This window comes from Streptomyces sp. WM6378 (assembly GCF_001279695.1).
In the GTDB taxonomy this organism is placed as follows: domain Bacteria; phylum Actinomycetota; class Actinomycetes; order Streptomycetales; family Streptomycetaceae; genus Streptomyces.
In genome coordinates, this window is sequence record NZ_LGDD01000326.1 from 37,692 (window position 1) to 61,066 (window position 23,375).

General features: G+C 67.4%; 16 protein-coding genes and 3 pseudogenes. 15 read left to right on the forward strand and 4 right to left on the reverse strand.

Going from position 1 to position 23,375, the window contains the following annotated elements; all coding sequences use genetic code 11:
- Positions 1-26: 26 nt before the first annotated feature.
- The 3 genes from ADK54_RS34780 to ADK54_RS34790 all read right to left on the reverse strand — a co-directional run bounded on the left by ADK54_RS34780 (position 27) and on the right by ADK54_RS34790 (position 8,784).
- Positions 27-6,068: an SDR family NAD(P)-dependent oxidoreductase gene (locus ADK54_RS34780; RefSeq protein WP_324610216.1), complete on the reverse strand. Its 6,042-nt coding sequence runs from the start codon at positions 6,066-6,068 to the stop codon at positions 27-29.
- Positions 5,992-7,575: a PfaD family polyunsaturated fatty acid/polyketide biosynthesis protein gene (locus ADK54_RS34785; RefSeq protein ID WP_053729784.1), complete on the reverse strand. Its 1,584-nt coding sequence runs from the start codon at positions 7,573-7,575 to the stop codon at positions 5,992-5,994. The genes ADK54_RS34780 and ADK54_RS34785 overlap by 77 nt, the downstream gene beginning before the upstream one ends.
- 90 nt (positions 7,576-7,665) lie before the next feature.
- Positions 7,666-8,784 carry an SDR family oxidoreductase gene (locus tag ADK54_RS34790; RefSeq protein WP_053729785.1) on the reverse strand — a complete coding sequence of 373 codons (1,119 nt, stop codon included), beginning with the start codon at positions 8,782-8,784 and terminating at the stop codon, positions 7,666-7,668.
- A 710-nt stretch (positions 8,785-9,494) separates the two neighbouring features.
- On the opposite strand from ADK54_RS34790, the pseudogene ADK54_RS45330 reads away from it, so the two are divergent.
- From ADK54_RS45330 to ADK54_RS34840, 12 genes and pseudogenes are all read left to right on the forward strand, one after another.
- Positions 9,495-9,584: pseudogene (locus ADK54_RS45330) on the forward strand (IS5/IS1182 family transposase); the annotation flags it as partial.
- A gap of 451 nt (positions 9,585-10,035) precedes the next feature.
- Positions 10,036-11,448: an IS4 family transposase gene (locus ADK54_RS34800; RefSeq protein WP_053729787.1), complete on the forward strand. Its 1,413-nt coding sequence runs from the start codon at positions 10,036-10,038 to the stop codon at positions 11,446-11,448.
- 408 nt (positions 11,449-11,856) lie between these two features.
- A pseudogene (locus tag ADK54_RS47945) lies at positions 11,857-12,050 on the forward strand (transposase); the annotation flags it as partial.
- Positions 12,051-12,270: 220 nt separating this feature from the next.
- Complete coding sequence (locus tag ADK54_RS48405) at positions 12,271-12,399, forward strand: hypothetical protein (RefSeq protein ID WP_267887065.1); 129 nt, start codon at positions 12,271-12,273, stop codon at positions 12,397-12,399.
- Positions 12,400-12,489: 90 nt separating this feature from the next.
- Positions 12,490-13,365 carry a JmjC domain-containing protein gene (locus ADK54_RS44145; protein ID WP_078966857.1) on the forward strand — a complete coding sequence of 292 codons (876 nt, stop codon included), beginning with the start codon at positions 12,490-12,492 and terminating at the stop codon, positions 13,363-13,365.
- 28 nt (positions 13,366-13,393) lie between these two features.
- Positions 13,394-14,245 (forward strand): hypothetical protein, encoded by an 852-nt coding sequence (locus tag ADK54_RS34810; RefSeq protein ID WP_159047996.1) that lies wholly within the window; start codon positions 13,394-13,396, stop codon positions 14,243-14,245.
- Positions 14,246-14,292: 47 nt separating this feature from the next.
- Positions 14,293-15,435, forward strand: coding sequence for a YcaO-like family protein (locus tag ADK54_RS34815; protein WP_159047997.1), 1,143 nt, complete (start codon positions 14,293-14,295; stop codon positions 15,433-15,435).
- Entirely contained in the window at positions 15,432-16,790 is a 1,359-nt protein-coding gene (locus ADK54_RS34820; RefSeq protein WP_053729791.1) for a TfuA-like protein, read from the forward strand. The genes ADK54_RS34815 and ADK54_RS34820 overlap by 4 nt, the downstream gene beginning before the upstream one ends.
- Positions 16,791-16,801: 11 nt before the next feature.
- The gene (locus tag ADK54_RS34825; protein ID WP_159047998.1) at positions 16,802-18,022 is read left to right on the forward strand and encodes a YcaO-like family protein; all 1,221 of its coding nucleotides are present in this window, start codon (positions 16,802-16,804) and stop codon (positions 18,020-18,022) included.
- Complete coding sequence (locus tag ADK54_RS34830) at positions 18,023-18,784, forward strand: TfuA-like protein (protein ID WP_053729793.1); 762 nt, start codon at positions 18,023-18,025, stop codon at positions 18,782-18,784. It abuts the gene before it with no gap.
- Between the two features lie 98 nt (positions 18,785-18,882).
- Complete coding sequence (locus ADK54_RS34835; protein WP_159047999.1) at positions 18,883-20,091, forward strand: MFS transporter; 1,209 nt, start codon at positions 18,883-18,885, stop codon at positions 20,089-20,091.
- Positions 20,064-20,633: a GNAT family N-acetyltransferase gene (locus ADK54_RS34840; protein WP_063802117.1), complete on the forward strand. Its 570-nt coding sequence runs from the start codon at positions 20,064-20,066 to the stop codon at positions 20,631-20,633. Before ADK54_RS34835 ends, ADK54_RS34840 begins: the two co-directional genes overlap by 28 nt.
- A gap of 137 nt (positions 20,634-20,770) precedes the next feature.
- Here the strand turns inward: ADK54_RS34840 and ADK54_RS48410 are convergent.
- A pseudogene (locus ADK54_RS48410) lies at positions 20,771-21,034 on the reverse strand (helix-turn-helix domain-containing protein); the annotation flags it as partial.
- A gap of 656 nt (positions 21,035-21,690) precedes the next feature.
- Between ADK54_RS48410 and ADK54_RS44155 the strand changes: the two are divergent.
- The 3 genes from ADK54_RS44155 (at position 21,691) to ADK54_RS34855 (ending at position 23,355) form a co-directional block, all read left to right on the forward strand.
- Complete coding sequence (locus ADK54_RS44155) at positions 21,691-22,443, forward strand: transposase (protein WP_234392340.1); 753 nt, start codon at positions 21,691-21,693, stop codon at positions 22,441-22,443.
- A 98-nt stretch (positions 22,444-22,541) separates the two neighbouring features.
- Entirely contained in the window at positions 22,542-22,967 is a 426-nt protein-coding gene (locus tag ADK54_RS34850; RefSeq protein WP_159048000.1) for a hypothetical protein, read from the forward strand.
- Between the two features lie 187 nt (positions 22,968-23,154).
- Entirely contained in the window at positions 23,155-23,355 is a 201-nt protein-coding gene (locus ADK54_RS34855; RefSeq protein ID WP_053729798.1) for a hypothetical protein, read from the forward strand.
- Positions 23,356-23,375: the final 20 nt, after the last annotated feature.

The following is a 23,375-nucleotide window of genomic DNA, read 5'->3' on the forward strand; positions in this document are numbered from 1 at the left end:
CACGGACGGATCCGAGTGAGGAGGGCTCAGGAGGGGCGTCGCACGAGTTCGATGCCGAGCAGCTCCACCCTCGGAACTCCGTCCGGGTCGATGAGCGCCGCATCGCAACGCGCGCCCATGTCGTGTACCTTCGTGGCCCTCACCACGCACCGCACGGTGCCCTCGACCGGGCCGCGCCTGTGCATCCGGCATTCCGCGACCGCCATCGGCAGGGTGGCGTCGCCGAGCACGCTCTCGGCCCAGAGCAAAGCGAGTTGCAGACCGCCGTCAACGGCGGCCACGTCGAGCTGCCAGTGGTCATCACCCCAGCCCAGTTCTGTCAGGCCGGTCACTGTCGCCTCGGCCCCGTCCGTGCCGATCCCGTGGACAGAGCGGATGGCCTGGAAACGCGGCCCGTGGAAGAGCACACGGCCGTCGTAGATCTCTGTGTGCCGCGCCGCGGCGAGCCCCTGCGGGGTGCCCCAGCTCGCCGGGCTCGGAGGGCTCGCCTCGAAGTCCAAGTGGGTCCGGAAGTGCGGCGTACCCTCCTCGCCCAGCAGTTCTGCCTCCAGCGCCGAGGGCGATCCGATCATGGCGCCACGCCCACGCAGAGTGAGCCGATGTCCTGCGCCACCCAAGTGCGGCAAGGCGATCTTGCTGTAGACGCGGAGGTCACGCAGCACCAAATGACCGGCGTTCGGCCGCCAGACCGCAGCGGCACGAACGAACCAGTCCAGCGCCGTCGCCACCGGCAGGACCGGCACGCCGGCGATGTCGTGGTCGGCAAGGTACGAGTGCGTGCGCGCGCCGATCAGCAACTGCGCGGCGACCGGTTCGGCCCCTGCCGCCATCGAGCCCGGGCCGGGACCGGCCGCGATGACCACGCGAGCGTCGACGCCCGCAGCGCTCAGCTCAGCGGTGAAGGCCGCGGCCCCCTGACCGGTGGGGATGAGGGGGACACCGGACCGGCCGAAGTGCGCGGCCAGCGCGGAGGTGACCATGCCTCCGTGCCAGGGGCCCCAGGCGATGGACCGCACCAAGCAGTTGGGGCGCCGGGCGTGCTCGGCGCTGGCCACGTGGTTGAGCACCTCATTGGCCATGGCGTAGTCGCTCTGCCCGGCATTTCCGAAGACGGCGGCCACCGAGGAGAACAAGACGATCATGGTGAGCGGGTCGCCCTCGGTAGCCGCGAGCAGTGCGCGCATGCCGCCGGCCTTGGTGGCCAGCACCCGGTCGAACTGCTCATCGGTCTTTTCGGCGATCAGCTTGTCCGCCAGCACGCCGGCGCCATGGACGATCCCGGTGATAGGCCCCCAGTCCCGGCGCACCTCCTGCAGTACGTCGTGCAGCCTCCCGCTGTCCCGGACGTCCGCGGGCACGTACCGAACCTTGGAACCGGCGCTCTCCAGGGCTGCCAGTGTGGACCGGACCTCGCGGGCCGCCAGGATTGCGCGGGCCTCGGCGCCGATCGTGGCTGGAGAGGAGGTGCCGGAGCGCTCGGCGAGGATACGGGTGAGCGCGGCCTCGTCGGTGGCCGTCGCCAGCCCTGGTGGTTCCTGGGCTGGCTCGGTGCGGCCGAGCAGAACGATGCGGGGTCGGTGGGTCCTGGCGAGGTCCAGCAGGGCGGCCGCGGTCACTCCGCGGGCTCCACCGGTGGCCACGATCACCGAGTCCGGTCCGATGTCCGCCTTCGGGCCGGTCTCGGCGGACGCAGGGGCCAAGCCGACGGTGGTGCGGGTGCCGTCCGCACGCAGGCCGACCTCCGCAGCTGGTCCGCCGCTGAGCAGTTCCCCGACGATCGCTTCGGCGACGGCGTCTGCGTCGCGCCCGCCGCGCTCGCAGTCGATCGCCTTGACCGAGGCGGTGGGCCACTCCTTGGTCGCCGTCCTGGTCAGGGCAGCGATACCTCCCAGCCAGGCTCGGTCGGGGTGCCGGCTGGCGAGCCCGAAGTCTCCACCGGTGTCCTGCACGGTTACGAACACGCCGCCCTGGGTGGTGAAGTGCGGGGCTACTGAGCGCGCCGCTCGGAACACCTCCCGCTGGACCTCCAGCGCTTCCTCGGGCGAGCCGATCCGTGCGAGGCCGCCGAGGTGCACGACCGCGCGAGCGTCTGGGGGGACAGTGGTCACGACGGTGGCGTGGATGCCGTGGTGGGTCAGTTTGGCTGTCACCAGTTCGGCGGTTCCGCAGCCGTCATCGGTCACCGCTACCGGCTGGTCTCCGAGGCCGGCCATCGTCAGGCCGGGTGTGGGAGTCTCCAGCATGCGGATGGCGAGCCTGCCGAGTTCCACGTGCTCAGCCGGCTCGTGTCGTGGGACGGGAATCCCGTGGTCCTGGTCCTGCTCCGCGACGGGACTGGCAGACGCAGTGTCAGTGTCAGTGGCAGTGAAGGCTTCGACGATCTGCCGCAGGGTACGGAGCTTCAGGAGCTCTCCCACGTTTCCGTCAGCGTTGCCGTTCGGTTGGTCACCGACCCGCTTCCGCAGAGCGGACAGGATCTCCACTCGCTTGATCGAATCCACCCCCAGATCCGCCTCTAGGCCCATGTCCACGTTGAGCATCGAGACCGGGTACCCCGTCCGCTCCGCCACCACCGCCAGCAACAGTTCCTCGAACCCCGTTGCGGAGAGGTCCTGGGGCACATTCGGAGCGGGTGGAGCAGGTGGCGCAACGACCGCTGGTGGTTCCGGAAGTACGAAGGGTGCGTCGGCCGGTGTCGGCACCGCCGAGGGCGTCACGACCGCGGGAGCCACGGCTGCCGTAGAGAGCGGGGCGACCGCAGGAGACTCGGATCGCGCTACCGGCAGGTTCGGCGGCGCGAGCACCGGGGGAGGGGCTGCACCTTCGCCACTTCGTGCTCCCAGCATGGCGGCGAAGGTCGTCTCCGTCATCTGCAAAAAGGCTAGGTGGCTGTCGACCAGCATTTGCTGGCAGGCCGTGTGTGCCTCCGCCGTATGCCGTTGCGCGTTGTCGATCAGGGCGAACCAGTCGGTGTCCGGGCTGGACATTTCGGGAGCCGCAGGCGCGGCAGGCGCGGGCATGACGTGAGCCGGGACAGCGGCAGTCATCGGTGCCGGCTCCTGCGCGGCTGGTGCGGAGGTCTCAAGCGGGCGAGCGGGATTCGGCGCGGGCAGTGCATCGGCCCCGCCGGCGGGCGGGTAGAGCCGACCGTGGTTCTTGCCGTTGATCTGTACGGTCATCCTGGGCTTGCCCTCCTTGGCAGGTGCTGCGGGCGGCGCGTACGGCGCCCACAGCTCGTCGTGTTCGAGTCGGACGCCGTGCGCGGCGAGCCGCCCGAGTGCGTCCTGCAAGGCGGTGATTCCGTTGCGTCCCTTGCGGTCCAGGCTGATTGCTAGGTGCTCGCGGTCGCCGAGGGTCTGCCCCACGAGGCCCGTCAGGGTGTCGCCGGCACCTACCTCGACGAACGTCCGCACTCCTGCGGCGTACATCGCCTCGATCTCGTCGCGGAACAGCACCGGCGAGGTGAGGTGGTCAGCGATCCTTCGACGGATCTCTTCGGGTGCTGCCGGATATGTGGCGGCGTCGGCGTTCCCGTAGACGTCGAACCGGGGCTCGTTGACCTCGACATCACGCAGGTACGCGAACAGCGGTTCGCTCGCCTCGGCGACGAACGGGCTGTGGAAGGCCGTCGCGGCCTCCAGCCGTCGGGTGACGATGCCTTCGGCGGCGAGCTTCCCCTGAACGACCTCGATGCTCTTGATCGCGCCGGACACAACGCTCTGTGCCGGAGCGTTGTGGTTGGCCAGCCAGACGTCCGCCGCGCCGCAGTCGGTGATGGCCGCCTCGACCCGGGCGCGTCCAGCCGCTGCCGCCAGCATCGCGCCCGGGGCGGCTGCGGCTTCGCGCATCAACTCACCGCGCTTGCGGGCGAGGCCCATCAAGGACTCCGCATCGAGCGCCCCTGCGGCGTGCAGGGCCACCAGCTCGCCGAAACTGTGCCCTGCCACGCAGTCCGGCCGCAGGCCAAGACCGCGCAGCACTTCAAGCAGGGCGAGACTATGCGCTGCCAGCGCGGGCTGCGCCCACTCGGTGCAGGTCAGCAGCGCCTGCTGAGCGGCCCGCTCCTCATCGTTGAAGGCCGCTGGCGGAAAGACCACACGGTGCAACGCGCGATCGCCGAACTCCACGCTGCCCATACGGTCCCAGACCGTCTGGGCAACCGGGGACAGCATGGCCACGTCCGCACCCATGCCGACGTACTGGGCTCCCTGCCCTGGAAAGAGGAACCCGATCCGGCCGACGCTGGCTCCGCCGGTGGCGTAGTGGATGCCGCTCGGTGTGGAGAACGCTGTGTTCGGCTGCCGGCCGATCAGCGCTTTGGCCTGCGCAAGCTTTTCTGACAGGTCGTCGGAGTGGGAGGCGACGATCGCCAGGCGTACGGGATCGCTCGCCCGGAAGTCGCGCTGGCTCTCCCGTGCGATGTCGGCCAGGGCGCGGCCGGTGTCGATTTTCCGGTCCAGCAGGGCGGCTGCGGTCGGGCTACTGAACAGCACCAGCTCCGTGGGCGCGCTACGGGTGCGCCAGGCCGTACGGCCGCCGGATCCGGCGGCGGGTGCGTACTCCTCCAGCGTGACGTGGAAGTTGCTGCCTCCGAAGCCGAAGCTGGACGCCGAGGCCCGGCGCGGGTGGTCCGCGGAGCGCACCCACGGACGCAGCTGGGTGTTCACGTAGAACGGGCTGTCGTCGATGCCCATCGCGGGGTTGGGTCGCGCAACCTTGATCGTCGGCGGGAGGACCTTGTGGTTCAGGGCCAGGACGGCCTTGAGGAGCCCGGCGGCGCCGGCGGTGCACTTGGTGTGTCCGATCTGCGACTTGACCGAGCCGATCGCACACCACTGTTTGTCCGCCCGGCCAGGATCCTCGTACACCTGGCGTAGTGCGGCGAACTCCGCGGCGTCCCCCGCGCTGGTCCCGGTGCCGTGCGCCTCCACCAGTTCCACGGTCCCCGGGCCGTAGCCGGCCTGCTCGTAGGCACGCCGCAGAGCCCGGGACTGCCCCTCGGGCAACGGCGCGTAGATCGCGGTGCCTTTGCCGTCCGACGAGGTACCGATGCCGCGGATGACGGCGTAGATCCGGTCTCCGGCACGCTCCGCGTCGTCCAGCCGCTTCAGCGCGTACAGGGCGATGCCCTCGCCGAGCATCGTGCCGTCGGCCGCATCGGAGAACGGCCGGCAGTCGCCGCTGGGTGACAGGGCGGGCGTCTTGGAGAAGGCCATGAACATGCCGACGTCGTTCGAGGCGTCGACGCCCCCGCTGATCACCAGGTCGGACCGGCCGAGGGAGAGCTCTGCCACCGCGGTCGAAAGCGCCGCGAAGGAGCTCGCACACGCGGCGTCGGTGGTGTGATTGGTGCCGTGCAGATCGAACTTGTTGGCGATCCGACCGGCGATGACGTTTGTGAGCATCCCCGGAAAGGTCGACTCCTGCCAGGGCGTGTGGTGGTCGGTGATGGTGTTGCAGACGGCCTGCGCCTCGTCCTCGGGGATGCCGTTCTGCCGCAGGGCCTTGAGCCACACAGGGCGCTGGTTCCGCGCGCACATGTGGGTGAGCAGTTCCGTCGAGCTGGCTCCCAGGATGACGCCCACGCGGTCACGGTCCACTCCCGGGAGTCCGCCGGCGTCGGTGAGGACCTGCTCGGCCACCATGAGCGCCAGCAGCTGTGTGACGTCCGTCGAGGCAAGGATGTTCGGCGGGATGCCGAAGGCCAGCGGATCGAAGCCGACCTTCGGCAGGAAGGCTCCCCGGCGGGCATAGGTCTTGTCCGGTGCGGCGGGATCGGGGTCGTAGTAGTCCTCGACGAGCCATCGATCGGCGGGGACGTCCGTGATCAGATCGCGACCGGCCACAACCGTACGCCAGAAGCCGTCAGCGCCCGGCGAGCCGGGCAGCAGCGCGCCGATACCGACCACGGCGATCGGAACCTGTGTGGGGCGGGTGACGGACATTCTCTCAACTTCCTTGGCAACTAAGGCAGTCAGCGTGGACAGCGGCTCAGGCGAGGTGACGGGGGGCGAAGGCGAACGCCGAGGAGGGCACCGGCAAGCCGTACGTACGGAGTTGGTGCGCACGGGTGGTCACGGCCGCACCTTCGAGCAGATTGAGCGCGATCTGCACCACGGAACGGTGGGTTGGATCCGCGAGGAAGCTACCGGCGGTCCACCGGTTGAAAGCGCCCATCGCCGGTCCGCACCAGATCTGGTAATCGCCGCGCCGAGTCGTATCTCCGGTGATCGCCCAACGGCTGGAGCTGCCCAAGTACCAGCGGAAGACCAGCGCCATGCGGTGCTTGGGGTCGTTCTCCGCGCGAGTGATCTCCCCCGGGTCGCGCTGCTGCCAGAACTGGCGGGTCTGCGCCCAGACTTCGTCGATCGAGGCTCTCAGCACATCCCGTTCGATCTTGACCCGCAACTGCTGGGGCAGCTCCTCCAAGGACTGATGGGTCTGGTACGCCTCGTAGAGGCGCCCGGCCCTCGACGCAAACATGGTTCCCCGGCGCAGGACTTGGAGTTTGACGCCCAGCTCGAACATATCGGCGGACGGGGCCATGATCACGTCAGCGACGTCGGCGTCGGCCAGCATCGCCTTCGCGTCGTCGGAGATACCGGCCTCCACAGCCACCTGGTTCACCGACCCCGTCACCACGTAGGCCGCCCCCAGCGCGAACGCGGAAGCGACTCCCTCGGGCGTCCCCAGCCCTCCGGCAGCGCCGATCCTGACCTCCCGCGCGTAGCCGAAACGCCGCGTCAGTTCGTCCCGCAGGTTCAGAATCCGTGGCAGCAAGGCGCCCAGCGGCCGGTTGTCGGTGTGTCCACCACTGTCGGACTCGACCGTGATGTCCTCGGCCACCGGCACCAGCGCGGCCAGTGCGGCTTCCTCCGCAGTGAGCTCGCCCCGCTCCACCAGCAGACGCAACAGCTCCGGCGGTGCCGGTGAGAGGAATCGCTCGGCGACCTCCGGTCGCGACACCTTCGCGAAGAGCCGGGTGCGTCGCACGATCTGCCCGTCCGCGCCGCGATTCAGCCCGGCGGCTGAGCACAGCACCACAGCCGGGGTGAGTGCCATGTACGCCGACGCCGAGACGCAGGGGACAGCGTGACGCAGAAGCAGCTTGGCTACGCGGTACTCCAGCTCGGGCTCGTTCGGCGAGTGGATCAGGTTCACACCCCAGTTCGGCACACCGGAAAGCTCCCCGGCCAACTCGTGTACGGCTCGCTCGACCTCGGGAAGGCCGAGGCCACCGGCCCCGAAGAAACCGAGCATCTCGGCCCGGGCCATCGCCGTCACCATGCGCGTCGTCGCGATGCCGTTCGCCATCTCCCCGGCCACATAGGGGAAGCGGACGCCATGTGCCTCGCAGAAGGTCCGCCCGCCCAACCACTCTGGATACAGAGGCGGCAGCGTGCCGACCACATCGCCCGCCGGCCTCGCCCCCATCGCCAGGCCCAACCCGCGCCCTGTGGGTCCGGCGACGATGTGCGCATGCTGCCGGACTTCCCGAACGCAGGCCGCGATCTCCTCGGGTACGAAGACCGGCAGGGCAGTAACGCCTTCATCAGGACATGCCAGTAGGGACAAGGGTCGGCTCCCCATCAGGTGCGAGTGGCGGAACGTGATGTCGTGAGGCGCAAGAACCCCTGCCGCATCATCGGCATCGAGAAGTACGGGTCAGCGGACTCCGGCACTGGAAGCGGTCGCATGGTTCGTGCTGACGCCGGCGGTCAAGTAGTCCAGATCGACACGGATCTCGGAGGAAGCCGGGCCCAGCTGAGTCCGTACCCGGGTGTCGTCAAAACGGCGGCGGTGGCTGAGGTACGGCGTGAATCCGGGGTAAAGGTCCGCAGCTGCCTCCAGCGGGGTCGGATCGACGCGTCTCGCCTCGACGAACTCCACGCGCACCGGCATAAGACGCTCCGCCAGTGCGGCAAGCACCGGGACCGCGACATCGTGGTCATGGACGACGTGGTAGGTGTCGACCCGCCCCGAGGGCGGCTTGCTCGCCAACTTGGCCATGATCGCGGCGGCGTGCTCCACCGGCATCAGGTTCAGGTGCCCCTCGGGGTCACCCGGCAGCCGCACCACCGGCCGGCCCTCTTTGGCGATGTCCACGCCGGCGCTGAGATGCCGAACTGCGTTCTGCGCGATCTGATCGATGAACTGCATCGGATGGGCGGGTAGATCGGGGTGTGGTGGCAGGTCGGTGACCAGGATGCTCGGCCGCATGACCACGACAGGCCGGCCATGGGCCCGCGACCATTCGCGCACCAGCACTTCGGCCTCGTACTTGGACCGCTCGTAACCGTTCTCAAAGCCGTGCGTGTCATCCAACTCGTCTTCGTAGACGACGCCGTGGCGTCGAGCCCCGCCGACGAAGGCAGTGCCGATGTGATGGACCATCGGCTTACGGACTCCGGCGGTGGCCAGCTCCAGCACGTTCCTGGTGCCCCCGACATTGGCCTGGCGCAGCTTCGCCAGGTCGTCGTCCAGCTTGATGTTGCCCGCACTGTGCCAGATCACGTCCAGTTCGTCGGCCAGTTGCCGAAAGGCGACGCCTGACAGTCCCATCCGCGGCTGCCCCAGATCGATCTCCACCACGCGAAGCCTGCGCGGGAGCTCCGCGATCAACTCGCGGGGTCCATCCGTCAGCTCCAGAAATCGTGTGATCCGACCGAGCGCCCCCTCAGACCCGGCGTGCGCGAGAACCGTCAGTGAGTCGTGGCGCTCAAGCAGCTCGCGTACAAGGCGCAGTCCAAGGAATCCGGTAGCGCCGGTGAGCGCGACGTGCACCTTCAGTGGCTCCCAAGCTGAGAGGAATGAGGATGTGACTGGCTTTGCGGTGGAGCATGAACCTGCTGTGACCCTCCACGCGAGTCACATAAATTCGACCTGCTCAAGGAGACAACGGGCAGGCTTTCGGCATGGAAACGGCGTGGCTGGCGGAATCGTAGAATTCACCCGGATGGATCCCAAAAATCGATGCGTTTAACAGTTCGCATGGGTTTGAGCGGCCCTCTGGACCAGCTGGCCCTGGGAACCTTGGTGTCGTCAACGTCGTCCGATTCGTTGCCCGAACTGCCCTGCCCAGCATCGTTGCCGCCGCGTCCCTCCAGGCGGAGCTGGACTGGTCGCAGGTAGGCGGTCCTCATGCGCGCATATGCGTTTGGTGGTGAAGCGGGACCGGATGTACGTGGCGACTGGTCTCAGTGCCGAGCGGTCAGCTCCGCTGCCGCGGGGCAAGGCCGCCGACCAAGGGGTGGTCAGCCAGCGCCCTTGGGCGGTCTGGAGCAACCCGGGCGCAGGCGGGCTGGGCTCGGGCGGCTTGGTGGGCGCTGTGCTTGCGGCTGCCTGGCGGGCGGGCTGCTTCGGTCTGGCGCAGGCCATGTTGGTCCGGGACGGGATCTACACAGAACAGCACACCGCATTAACAAGACGCCCGTTCCGACCAGAGCCCAACGACCAGGACTGGGTATCCATGCTCATCGTCACCCGTGAGGACCGATCCTGATCACGTCCTGCTCGACGGGACCCTCGCCGAGTGCGACCGCGTCGGCGACAGCCGGACGGACTTTTCCCAGAAGCACCGCCGTCGTGCAGCTCGACGACATCATCTGGCCAGTGAGCGACTCTGTCGGGAATCTTGAAGTGGCGGGTCATTTTCCTTGCTGCCACCATGGCGGGCGGCGGAAGCCGTGGGAGTCGAGGTACTGCTGGAACGCTGTCGGTCGGCGAGGGCGGTGGGTGGTGTCCTGGGGGTCTTGCTCGGTGAGACGTTCGATGTTCACGGCGATGGCGGTCAGGACGTGCTGGACGTGGGTCTTGGGCCAATGCCGGGAGTTTGAGTCCGGGGCCTGTTGTCAACCTGTTCGGTGAAGTCAGCCTGGTGGGGCGGGGCTCCGCGTAGGACGGAAGTCGACCAAGACACCGTTCTTCGAGGAGCCCCTATGGTTCAGTCTGGCACGCTGGTGCGTGCACGTATGGGTGGTGAAGTGTCTTTCGCTGCCGGGCACTTGGGCGAGCTGACGCGGGTCACCGTCGCCGGTGGACGCGGTGCTCGCGAAGACCGGACGGGTGCAGTTGCGTGTCCGCAAGCTCCCCTCGCGGGTGGTGGTGTACTTCGTGCTCGCGATGGCACTGTTCACCGAGCACGGATACCGGGGCGTGTGGGCCTGCCTGGTCGCCGGGGCAGGGCTGCCGGATGTTGATCCGTCGGCGGCTGCCTTGCGGCAGGCCCGGCGGCGGATCGGCTCAGCACCACTGGCCGCACTGTTCGACGAGGTGAAAGGGGCCGCCGCGGCCGCGGACACACCGGGCTCGTGGTGGCAGGGGCTGCGGGTAGTGGCCTGGGACGGCACCGGCCTCCAGGTTCCCGACAGCCCCGAGAACCTCGCGGTCTGCGGCCGGGCAGCCGGGAAGTTCGGACTGGGCGGCTTCCCTCTGATGTGGCTGACCGTGCTGGTCGAATGCGGGACCCGAACCCTGATCGACGCGATCATCGGCCCCTGGAAGCAGTCCGAGAAGGACCAGGCCCTCCTGCTGTGCCGGGCGCTGCGCCCGGGCATGCTGGTGCTGGCCGACCGCGGCAGCAAGGGAGTTCCACTGGCCTGCGCGGCCGCCGCGACGGGTGCGCACCTGCTGTGGCGGACCAGCACCGACCGTCTGCCGCCGGTACTCCATCTGCTGCCCGACGGCACCTACCTGTCCATGGCCACCAGCCAGAACGAACGCGCCCGCCTGGCCCGTTGGACCCGTCACCGCCAGGGCGTCCCGCCGCAGGCACAGGGCCTGGCCCTGCGGGTGATCGAAGCCACCGTCACCGTCCGCACCGCCGGCGGGAACCGCCACACCACCCACCTTCGGCTGGTCACCACCCTGCTCGACCATGAGCAGTACCCCGCCACCGAACTCGCCGAGCTCTACCACGAGCGGTGGCAGGTGGAGACCGCGTACCTCGGTTTGAAGGTCACCCTCCGAGGTCCCGGGCGCGTCCTGCGGTCGCAGACCTTCGACGGAGCACGGCAGGAACTCTTCGGCCTGCTCATCGTCTACCAGGCTGCCCGGCTCATCGCCGCCGACGCGGCCGGCCAGGCCGGCATCGATCCCGATCGCATCTCGCTGACCGTGACGCTGCGAGCAGCCCGCCTTACCGTCCTCAGCGCGACCGGGTCCACAGCCACCTCCGTCACCTCACCAACTCCCCGGATCCGACGGGCCATCCTCCACCCCCGAGAACTGGGGCCGGCACACCGCGGACCCCGCATCCTGCCCCGCCGCGTCAAACGCCCGATCTCCACCTTCGCCTACAACACAACGAGAAAAGACCCGCCCTTCCTCGACCCCCGAGATCGTCATCACGATCGGCGTACCAGCCGATCTGCCACGTCGACCTGTCTAACTTCCCGGCATTGGGACTTACCACGCCCCCGGCGCACCGAAGGTGTGCTGAGTCGCTGAACTGCCGTGACGGCTGGAATCGCCTGATGACGGAATTGAGTTGGGCCCGCCCCTCGATCCTGCCGCGACGTCTGCGAACGTCTCCTCCAGGGCTCACAACGGGTGCCGTCGTGCGGCCGCCTGGTCGACCCGAATGCCGGCCCGTCGGCGACCGGAGCGCCACGGTGAGCGTGAACGCCCATGCGGAGTCCTCGAGAGCGCGGACGATGGCAGCCCGCGGCAGAGGACGAGGGCGGCACACCCCATGACGGGAAGGGGCTGGGGCGAGAGGGCCGTGAGGCGATCCAGGTCCGGCAGAGCACGACGCCGATGCCGTTGACCGCAATCGCCTTCCCCTGGGTGTGTCCAACGGATCGCGTGACTGGGCCGCGCTGATGTCGTCCCGGCCGACATGGGTGGCAGAGCGATCTGTCGGATCGGGAGTGGGCCGGGACTGAACCGCACCTGCCGAAGAACATGGGACACGGCGGGCGCTGGGCGTGCCACCGCAAGGTGATCGACGGGATCTTGTTCCGGCAGCGCACTCGTATCCCGTGGCGCCACCTGCCGACGCGGTCGGTAAAGGGAAGACCTGCCATGACCGGCATCGGAGGCGATCGGCCACTCGCGGGGCAGCGGCTGTGTCGCCACCCCCGCCGTGCTCCGGCGCTTCGTCGGTGCCGTCGAGGGCGGCGTGTACCTCGTGCAGTTTGGCCCTCTAATGCGCGTTATGCCCGAACCCAATAATTAATGAGTACGCAAAAACGCGCCCTTCCTCTTGACTTGTGATCTTGCTCGATGTGTATGGTGAATTCTCTTGATCCAACAAAGATTGGAGTCCCCATGGAGACCATTCGCGAGGCTTTCACCGCCAACAGCGACGAGGCTCTGCTCGACGCTGCCGGCCTCGACGAGCACTTCGAGGTCGAGACGCTCAGCCCGATGGTGATCGAGAACATCGACTTCGCCTGATAGCGCGCGGTTGAGTCGGGTCCGTCAGGATGTTTCTGGCGGACCCGAGTGGTCTGCTGGAATATTTTAGTAAGCGGGGAGTGACAGTTCATGTCCGCCATTGATTCGCTGAGTAAAATCCTTGACGGACCGGATGGGCTGCGGTCACGTTTCGGTGGCGCAGAGATAGCGATCATCCGGAACTGCATTGCTCCCGGGGATTTCATTACCCGGAACGCGATCGACTCCCTACTGCATCGCAGTTTGCTCAGATGGCCTTATTTCTCTGTTTTCAAGGAGGGTGTCAAGCCCGCCCTCGGCGAATTGACAGAATCCCGTAGCGTCAACGGCCGCATATCTTCCGGGTATGCTTCCGTCGGGGTTTCCAGGCACCTTGACAATGGTGCGACATTGAAGCTCAATCAGGTCGAGGACTGGCACCGAGGTACGCGGGACCTGCTGAGGGGGATCGAAGCCGCCCTCCCTGTCGAGGCAAAGGCATTCGTTTTTCTGACGCCACAGGACAATACGGGGATGCTGCCGCACCGGGACGGTTCCCATGTGCTGGTCATCCAACTGGAGGGCCGGAAGGAATGGCATCTCTACGATCCCGGAGTGGTTCCCAGGAGTGACTCGGGACTGGACGTGGACATCACGACTCCGCCCCGGATCGAGGTACTGGAGCCGGGGGACGTCATGTACCTGCCGCATGGTTACCCGCACGCTGCGACGGCAGTCGGCGGCTGGTCGCTCCACCTCACCTACACGCTCACGGAACCCACGCCCCAGGCGTTGGTCCGCGCCGTCGTGGACTCGTGGTTGTCCTCGCCCGCCGGGGAGGACCTTGCGGCCCGGAGTGCCGGGCTGACGCCCGAGCGGCGAGTCGGCGAAGTCTCGGAATCGGTTGCGGCCCTTCTGGACACTCTGGACGACGCCACGGTTGTCCAGAACGCTCTGGCGACCATGCGCGGCAGGCGGGTCACCTGACAGTCGGCGCGCGGTGCCGATGAACTGAATGATCTACCTGGCGGGAGCTACCGTGCCTTTCTGTCTGGACAATCTGGTCGAAGACCGGTCGTCCTTTTTCGCTGCTCATTGGAACAGCGCACCTGCGGTTTTCGAGGCAAGTGATCTACCTACGGAAATGCTGACGGAGTGCGAGATCGCCGATATGATCGACTGCGGTCTCCTGAGCCACCCGTACTTCTCCGTCATCAAGGACGGGAAGCTGGTGAACCCGGCGGCCACAGTAAGGTCGCGGGTCGTCGTCGGAAACCGATTGAATGACCTTGTCGACCCGGATGCCGTCCGTCGGGCATTTTCTGATGGTGCGACACTTCAACTGAACCAGCCGGACCACTGGCAAGAATCCGTGCATCGACTGCTGGAAGTATTCGCAGAGGAATTCAACGCGACCGTCGAATCGTACGCCTTCCTCGCACAGGCAGGCAGTCAGGAGCAACGGAAGCGGTCGGCCGGTACCCACACTTTCGTCATCCAATTGGATGGCGCGAGCGAGTGGACGATCGGCGGACGAGCAACGCCGGAGGCCCGTAGGTACGGTTTGGCCGCCGACACCGTACTGTACATTCCCCAAGGAATGTTCTGCGCAGTGGAAGTTGCCGGAAAGAGTTCACTTCACCTCGAATACACGGTGATCGAACCGAATGCAGAGGAAACCGTGCGGGCGATCTCCGAGGCAATCATCGAACTGATCGGAAAGGACCCGCGAAGCACCTCGCATCACCTTCTGCCAACAGCCGAGAAGGCGGAGTGGATTCGCACCGCAATGGGCCGATTCCTTGGCGAACCCGATCTGCAGGACCTGATAGCGCGTGCCGCCGCGCTGCAGGCACGCCGCCGATGACGGGCGACGGCCGCCGTTTCGAGCTCCCGGGTACGGTACGCGCGCGTATGCCGGAAGAGACCTGGCGTGTGCTGGCACCGCGCCTCGCGGACTACGGCATAACCCGCGTCGCGGATGTCACGGGCCTCGACTACTTCGGCATCCCGGTCTACGTGGCTGTGCGTCCGGCGGCCACCACGCTGACGACCAGCCAGGGCAAGGGAATGACACCGCTGCTGGCCAAGCTCTCCGCGGTCATGGAAGGAATCGAGGTCGCCGTCGCCGAGACGTACGAGCCCGCCAACTCCGTGACCGCATCCGCTGCGGAGTTGGAACTGCCCTACCAGGTCACCGACCTTTCGTTGGCCCGGCCCAGCATCGTGACACCGTATTCGGCCGTCACCTGGTGCCAGGCCGAGACCGCCCTCGGCGGGAAGCCGAGCTGGCTCCCCGTCGACCTGGTGGCACTGGACGGCCGCGCCGGACTGGGCTGGGCCCCGAAGTCCTTTGTCAGCTCCAGCAATGGCCTGGCCGGCGGGAACACCCTTGCCGAGGCTCAGGTGCACGCACTGCTGGAGTTGATCGAGCGCCACTGTGTGGCCGAGCTGCCCCGCCTCGATGTCACTCAGCGGCGGTACGTCGACCCCGACACGGTCGACGACACGCTGTGTGCCTCGCTCATCGACCGGTTCCGTGCAGCGGGGTGCTGGGTCGAGATCGTGGAGCTCGCCCGGTTCACCGGCATTCCGGTCTTCGCGGTCTACCTCTGGGAACCAGGCATGCCGGACCTGTACGGCGGTTCGGGTTGTCACCGGGTGCCCGGGCTCGCGCTCTCCCGCGCGCTGACCGAGGCCGCCCAGAGCCGACTGTCCGTCATCTCCGGTACCCGTGACGACATCGAACTCGGCGCGTACCGCGATCGGCGGCGGCACGAGACCGCGCCCAGGACGCCTGCCGCCGGCGCGCGCACCTGGCAGGACGTCACAAACGGCAGCCGACCGGAGCGTCACGTCTCCTTCGAAGAGGAATTCTCTTCGCTGGCACGATCGGTGACGGCCCTGACGGACCGACCGGTGCTCTCCGTCGACCTGACCCCTGCAGGCGAGGACTTCGCCGTCTGCCGGGTAGCCGCACCCGGCCTGGACTTCGAGGCCCGCCACAAGTTCCAGCGCCCCGACGGGCTCCGCACGGATGCGGAGGCGCGCGGATGAAGCCGCTGCACGTGTTCGTGGGCCCCTCGCTCGCGAAGTCCGATCTGTCGGCCACGCTGACCGAAGTCCACTGGCACCCTCCGATCCAGCACGGCGATCTCTTCCGCCTCGCACCCGGGCCCGGGGACCGCATCCTGATCATCGACGGCGTGTATCAGCACCGCGCGCCGATTCGGCACAAGGAGATCATCGGTGCGATCCGAGCCGGCGCCGACATGTCGGGCGCCGCGAGCATGGGCGCACTGCGCGCCGCGGAACTCGGTGAATTCGGCATGCGCGGGCTCGGCACTGTCCACGAGTGGTATGCGTCAGGCCGCCTGGAATCGGACGCCGACGTGGCAGTGGCCCACTCCTTCGAGGACAGCCGCTTCCACCCCGTCTCCGTGGCCCTCGTCAGCCTCATTCACAGCACGGACTGGCTATGTGCCCAGGGAGAACTCACCCTGACGCAGGCCGATTCCCTGCTGCGGCTGGCTGACGAGCTGCACTTCGCCGAACGGACCGAGCAGGCCCTTCGGCGAGTGGCCGCCGAGCGGGGCATCGCCGATGAGATGGACCGTGTGCTGCGTGCCGTCGCGGCCGACGATCCCGGCGACGTGAAAGCGCGCGACGCAGAAGCTGCGGTGCGAGCGCTGCTTGCCGACGACACTGCCGGCGCTCACCGGCCCACGAGACGCGTGGACACGGTCGCGACCAGCAGCTACGAATGTCAGTGGCGCCTCGACTACTCGCCTGGTGATTCTGCCGGGACGGCCACGCTCGGCGAACTGCTCACCTTCGCCCGACTGTTCCTGCACGACTATCCCGAGCGACACCGCCGCTACGTGCTGGACACAATCCGGCAGACGGCGGCCGGGGCGGACGAGGACCACAGCGAGGCCGGTCCGTGCGCCCTGGCAGTCGCCGTGGGGCTGTGGCCCGCGAGATTGAGCGAGCGCGCTGAGCTGTTGACGCGTTTCTGCTCCGACCGGGAGCGCGTCACCGCGTCGGAGCCCGAACTCGCCGGACTCTTGCTCGTCCGGTCGTTTCGTCTGCGTCCCGGCAACCTCGTGTACCAGGACTTCCCGCACCGGCTCTTCGAGGACAGTGAACGGGACCGGCTGGCGGCGGATTGCGAGAAGGCGCTGCGCCTGGACCGCTTGGCACACCAGCGTGTGGCCCAGTACTCGGCCGCGCAGATCGTGGGTAGTGCCGTCGACGCGGTGTTCCTTCGGCTGTGGGGGGTCGAGGACATCGAGCCCGCCGTCCTGGACCGCGGATTCCGCGACGTCCAGGAATTCCGCCGCCGTGCTCGACCGTTCATGGTCGCGGCCCGGGCCATGGCGGCTGCCCACCGCACCGCGGAGCAAAGCTGATGGAGAAGCACATGACCACAACGGCCGACCCTCTGCTGGCCGCCGGCTATCGAGCCCGCTCCCTCGCGGAGACGGGCGAGCTGGCTATCGCGTGCCTCGAACGGTGCGGTATCTCCCGCATCGCCGACGTCACGGAACTCGATGTCCTCGGCATCCCTGTCTTCCACAGCGTCAGGCCGGGAGCCGCGGCCGGTCTCAACACGGTGACCAGCGGCAAAGGCGTCACGGCTGCTGCCGCATGGGTCTCCGCGGCGCTGGAGGCCATCGAGCGGACCTTCTGTGAGGTCCGCGGCCGTACCGTACTGCGCACCTCGTACGAGGAGGCCGACGGCCGAGGGCTGGCACTCGACCCGCGCCGGCTGGTGCCACGCCGCGGGCACGGATGGCGTCCGGACAGCGTGATCGGCTGGTGGCCGATGCGGGAAGTGCTGCGCGATGTCGAAGTACTCGTCCCGGCCCTGGCGGTGTTCACCCCGTACCCGTACGAGTGTGAGATGTTCCGGTCCAACACGATCGGCCTGGCCTCGGGCAACACCCATGACGAAGCATTGCTGCACGCGCTCTACGAATTGGTCGAGCACGACTGTACGGCGTTCGCGGAAAAGCTCAGACTCGGATTCCGGATCACCGAGGCCAGTCTGCCTGGGCAGGCCCGGGCCCTCATCGAGCGCTTCAGCAGGGCCGGAATCGAGGTGTCGGTCTTCGCCTGTGACAGCGGGCTCGGAATGTACTCCTTCTACGTGACCGCCGAGGACACCCACGCCCAGGACGCCATGCTGATCAACGGCGGGGCTGGATGCAGCCTGGACCCGACGGTGGCGCTGTACCGGGCACTGACCGAGACCGCCCAGTCCCGGCTCGCCGTCATCGGTGGCGCACGCGAAGACCTCGACACACAGGCCTACCGTCGGCACGCCTCGTACGACTCCATGAAGGACATCCTGCACGCCTGGAGCGCGGAACGGCCGACGCGTTCCTTCGACGACATCCCCGACCTCAGTACCGGTTCGGTCGACGGCGATCTGACCACTGTGCTCGAACGGCTGCGTGGTGGGGGTCTGGATGTCGTCCTCAGCACCGAACTGAGCCCACCGGACCTGCCGTTCTCTGTGGTGAAGGCAGTGGTACCGGGGATCGAGTTCACTCACGTCGACCATCGAAGGGTCGGCACCCGTATCACCCGGGCGCTCGCGAAGATCCGTGCCCGCGAGACTTCCGGCGGTGACCTGTAAATGCTCGTTGTATATGCTGGCCCTTCACTGCGGGCCACCGATGTCGAGCGGCTCACCTCGGACGCCCTGGAGCGCGGCCTCGACCTTGAACTGCGGCCGCCCATCATCCGTGGCGATCTGGAGAAGCTGACCAGGGAGCTGCCGACGTCTGCTGAAGTCCTTCTGCTGGACGGCGAGTTCGGGCAGAACATGTCCGTGTCGGTGACCGAGGTACGGGCCTTTCTGCAGACCGGTCGTCGTATGTCGGGAGCCTCGTCGATGGGCGCGCTGCGTGCGACCGAATGCCGTGTCCTGGGCATGGCCGGGTACGGCTGGGTAACGCAGCAGTACCTCGATGGCGTCACCGACTCCGACGCGGACGTCGCTCTGCTTTTCGAGCCGGAGACCTACCAGCCGGTGACTATCCCGCTGGTGAACGTACGCTGGCTGCTGGACCAGTCGCTCCGCGCAGGGCTTCTGACGCCTGCTCATGCGCTGCTTGCGCTGGAAGTCGCCCGGAATGTGCACTACCGCCTGAGATTTCCCTCCGCCCTGGAACGCGCCTGGTCGCGGGAGCTTCCCGGGGTTGCCGCCATGGTCCTGCTGCCCTTCCTGGACGAGGACCGGCTGGACGAGTGGGACCGCAAGCGCACCGATGCGCTGGAGGCGCTCGACCACTGTCTGGGGCTGCGAGAGCTGAGCCCCGCGACCCCGACGGCAGGCCGCTTCCCCGCCCGCTTCCCGGTCAACGCACAGCTACCACCCCACGAGGCAGGCCGATGAGCTCTGCCCGGAATACCGACGTGCCATCGGACCGCGTCCCGCGATGGTCGATGTCGAAGATCATGCTGCCTCCCGGGCAACAGCGCTCGCTGGCCTGGATGACGCTGATCGACGCGCTGGGCACAGGCATCTTCCTGGCTGGCAACGTCGTGTATTTCACCCGGTTCGCCGGACTATCGGCGGGACAGGTCAGCCTGGGGATCTCGGCGGCCGGGTTTGCCGGTGTGGTCGCCCTCGCAGTCATGGGGAGAGTCGCCGACCGGTTCGGCTCCCGTCGGGTGTTCATCGCGCTGAGCATCGTCCAGACGATCGGTTACGCGGCCTATCTACTGGTTCATACCTTTGCGGCCTTCTTCGTACTGGTCAGTGTTCTCGGCTTCGTCGACTTCGGGAAGAGCCCGGCCAAGCAGGCCCTCGTTTCACTGATCGCGGAGGCGCACTCACGAGTACGCGTGCGCGCCATGATGCGGTCGCTCTTCAACGGTGGTTGCTCCGTCGGCTCCGGACTGGCCGCGTTGCTGCTTTCCTTCAACAGCCATCTCGCCGAATACGCCTTCGTCCTTGGCAACGCGTTGTCGTTCCTGGCCTGCGCCCTGTTCGCGATGCGTTTCCCCGCACCTGAGCCTGCCGCGCACCACGCAAAGCCGAAGCGGCTCGCGGCGCTCAGAAACCGGCCGTTCCTGGCGATTACGGCAGTGACGGGGGTGATGACACTGCACGCTTCGGTGCTCCTCGTCGTCTTCCCGCTCTGGATCGTCGAGCGAACGGTCGTTCCGACGTCGCTGATCGGCGTGCTCATGGTGGTCAACACCGTGATGTGCGTATTCCTCCAGGTCCGTCTGGCGCGCGATCTGGAGAGCCTGGCCGATGGTTCCCGGGCCGCGCGCAAAGCCGCCGTACTGCTCGCGGTGAGCAGCCTGCTCATGGGCCTCGCCGGCAGCCGTCACCCATGGCTCGCGATCGCCATGGCCTGCTCGGGAGTGGTCGTGCTCACGTGGGGCGAGATCGTGCAGGCGGCGAGCCGTTCGGCACTGTCCTATGCTCTTGCACCCGAGCACGCGCAGGCCGAGTATCTCGGTGCCTTCAGCATGGGCATGGCCGGGCAGTCCTCGGTCGGGCCGTATCTGTGCACCAGCCTGGTCATCGGCCTGGATAGGATCGGCTGGGCGATCCTGGCAGCTGTCTTCGTTCTCGCGGGACTGGCGACGGGTCCGTTGGCGAATCGGGCCGCACGGAGCCTCGTCCCCAACACCTCCGTCGCGGAAGGCACTGAACCACTATGTCCGCAACCGCAATCCGCCCCCTGAGTATCGAGGACAGCGAGGCACTGGCGGTTCTCCACCGGCAGAACCGTGAGTTTCTTCGGCCGTGGGATCCTCCGCGTTCGGACGAGTTCTTCACGGAAGTCGGCCAGCGCGCCTCCGTAGCAGCAGCTCTGCGGCAGAGGGACAACGGAGCGATGTGGCCCGGTGTGGTCCTGTACGAGGGAGCCGTGGTCGGCCGGGTCGACCTCAACAACATCCTGCTCGGGCGCCTGCGCAGCTGCTTCATCGGCTACTGGATCTCCAGTGGCCACAATGGGCGGGGGATCGCCACGGATGCCGTGGCGCTGGCCCTGAACGTGGCCTTCCACGACTTGCAGCTGCACCGCGTCGACGCGTTCGCGCGGGAAGACAACCCGGCGTCGTGCCGTGTCCTGAAGAAGTGTGGGTTCCGGACTGTGGGCGTGTCACGTGGGCACATCCATATCGACGGCCGTTGGCGGGACGACGTCTTCTTCCAGAAGCTCGCTCCCTGGGACGACCGTGTGCGCCTCATGCCTGACGCAGGAGGGGCACACAGCAACTGAGGCCTTTTCGGCAATATCATGCCCGCCACCCGTGCGGCGACCGTGCGGTGGGACCACGTCGGTTCCGGGTGCGGTCGCGTGCTGGGGGGGGCGGTGACCACCATTACGCGCACCTGGCACCGGTACGTCCTCGGCCGGCCCGACCGCACCGCGTCGTCCATGCCTGCCAGTCCGTGAACGGCGAACGGCCCCCGCCACTTGCGCACCGTGTTCACCGAGATCCCCAGCTCCCGCGCGATGGCACCGTTGGCCAGTCCGCCCGCCGCCGCGAGCGCGATTCTGGCCCGCAGCACCTTGAGTACCTGCCCGGTCACCGACGCCGCCAGCCGCTGCAGTCGTGCCCGCACCGGCACGGTGAGCTCCACCGCAACCGCCCTCGTCCGTGGCAGCCGTCCTGGCATGACCTATCCGGAGCCGCGGGTATTGCGGCGCGCCTGTACTCGTGGGCGTTCAACAAGACCGCGTGGGCCCATGAGCCGTCCGAGGACTGGATGAAGCAGAACTCCCTGCCTGTCAGGCTCTCGCGGAAGCCGATGTGCTGCGGCGGGCACTGGATGCCCTGTGTCGGAAGTTGGATGGCAAGGCAGCCGCGGCGAAGACAGCATGACGTAAGAGGGCTGCCCTCAGCGAAGTGCTCAGTGCCTGACTCTGTCGGGGATCTTGTGAATTGCCAGCATGAAGACGTGATCGCCACTCAGGCGTCCGTCTGCCTGGTGTGACTGTTTCCCCTGCTCAACTCCCGTGAGGTGCAGAGTGGGTGCAAACGGGCCGAGTGGATCACCTCGTCCCCGACGCCTCTGCGAACGCCACCACGGGTGCTGATGAGAGGTGTGGGGCAGGAGATGCCAATGGTCCGGGGCTGGGGGCGTAGCGCCGCCGGGCGCCTGGCGTAGCGCCTTTGCTGGGATTCGCGCGATGGCATCGGTGACGGTGGGACGGTGGGCGGATCCGTCTACTGGAGATGATCGAGATGTGCGTCCACCCTCGTTCCGGCTCGGAGATCCCGGAGCTGACAGCACGGGTTGCCCGTGCCAGCAATCCGCATGGCACCGCCGCTATGTGTATCCGCGACCGTCTGGACGGGTTGTGGAGCGACGAGGACTTCGCCGAGTGGTACCCGCGGGACGGCAGGCCAGGCTTGTCCCCGGCCCAGTTGGCCACAGTCTGCGTTCTGCAGTTCCTGCTGGAGTTGTCCGACCGGCAGGCCGCCGAGGCGGTGCGCTGTCGCATTGACTTCAAATACGCGTTAGCCATGGAACTGGACGATCCCGGCTTCCACCACAGCGTCCTGACGGACTTCCGTGAGCGCCTGGCCGAGGAAGGCCGGGCCGACCAGCTCCTGAGCCTGGCACTGGAGCGGATCAGGGCCGCCGGCCTGGTCAAGGAACGGGGACGTCAGCGCAGCGACTCCACCCACGTCCTGGCCGCGGTACGGGACCTGACTCGGATCGAGCTGGTCACCGAAGCGATGCGTGCGGCCTTGGAGAACTCGCCCGTCAGGCCCCGCGGGAACTCAAGGGGCTGGTCACGGACGACTGGGGCAAGCGCTACGGACGCGCAGCCCGGCTCGGGAACAATCCCACCCGGCCGAAGACCCGTATCAAGAGCGTCGGCGATGACGCCTTCCTGCTGCTGGGCTACATCCACCACTACCTGCCCCGCCTGTGGGAAGGCCCGCAACTCCAGGCGCTACGGCAGATCTTCCTGCAGAACTACTGGATCGACAGCCGGGACAAGGTCCGGTGGCGCACTCCCGAGGAGACTGGCCTGCCGTCCTCCTCCGCAGCCATCGTCTCGCCCTACGACCTGACCGCCCGATACGCCCGACGGGGCAGCACTCGGTGGAAAGGGTTCCTGACGCACGTCACCGAGACCTGCGACGACGACACCGTGAACATCATCACCGACGTGACCACCACCGCAGCCACGATCCGCGATGTCTCCACCCTGCCGGCGACCCATGCCCACCTGGAGGAACGGAACCTGTTGCCCGCCGAGCACCTGGTCGACGGCGGCTACACCTCCGTCGCGATGCGGGACAGTACCGCCCGTGACTACCAGATCGACCTGGTGGGGCCGGTCAAGGAGAAGACCACCCGCAAGTCACGCAAGGGCAACGTGTTCGACCGCGACGCCTTCACCATCGACTGGGACCGGCAGGAAGTCGTCTGTCCGCAGGGCACGGTGACCCGCCAGTGGTCGACTCCGCCCTCCATCACCCCCTACACCAGGGTGTTCTTCAACAAGGTCGACTGCATCCCCTGCCCGGTCAGGACCGACTGCACGCGCAGCCAACAGCGTCCCCCAACTTTGAGCTGCGGGCTTTGGCCATAGGTTGCTGAGGAGCTCGGTCCGCAGGACGCTTAAGGCAGAGCTCAGCGGGGGGAGGGGGCATGGACCCACAGTCCTACGAGAGCCAACCGCACACGGACATCCACGCTCTACGCGGAGCGATAGAAGACGCCTGCCAGCAGGCCGTGTCCGGCCTGTTCACCCTCGCCGGGCAGCTTACGAGGTGAAGATGCTGCTACTGACCCTCAACCAGGCCGAGAGCTTCCTGGAAACCGGTGAGGCAGAAGTGGCCATGCGCTTCCCGGACGAGCCGGATCAGTACCTCTACCGGGCAGTCCTCGCGGAACGGATGCTGCAACGCCTGGTCACGTCGGTGCGGGACGTCATGAACTCAAGCCCCAAGGACTGTGTGGGGCAGTCACAGCCATGACCTGCGATTTTAGCCGGGCC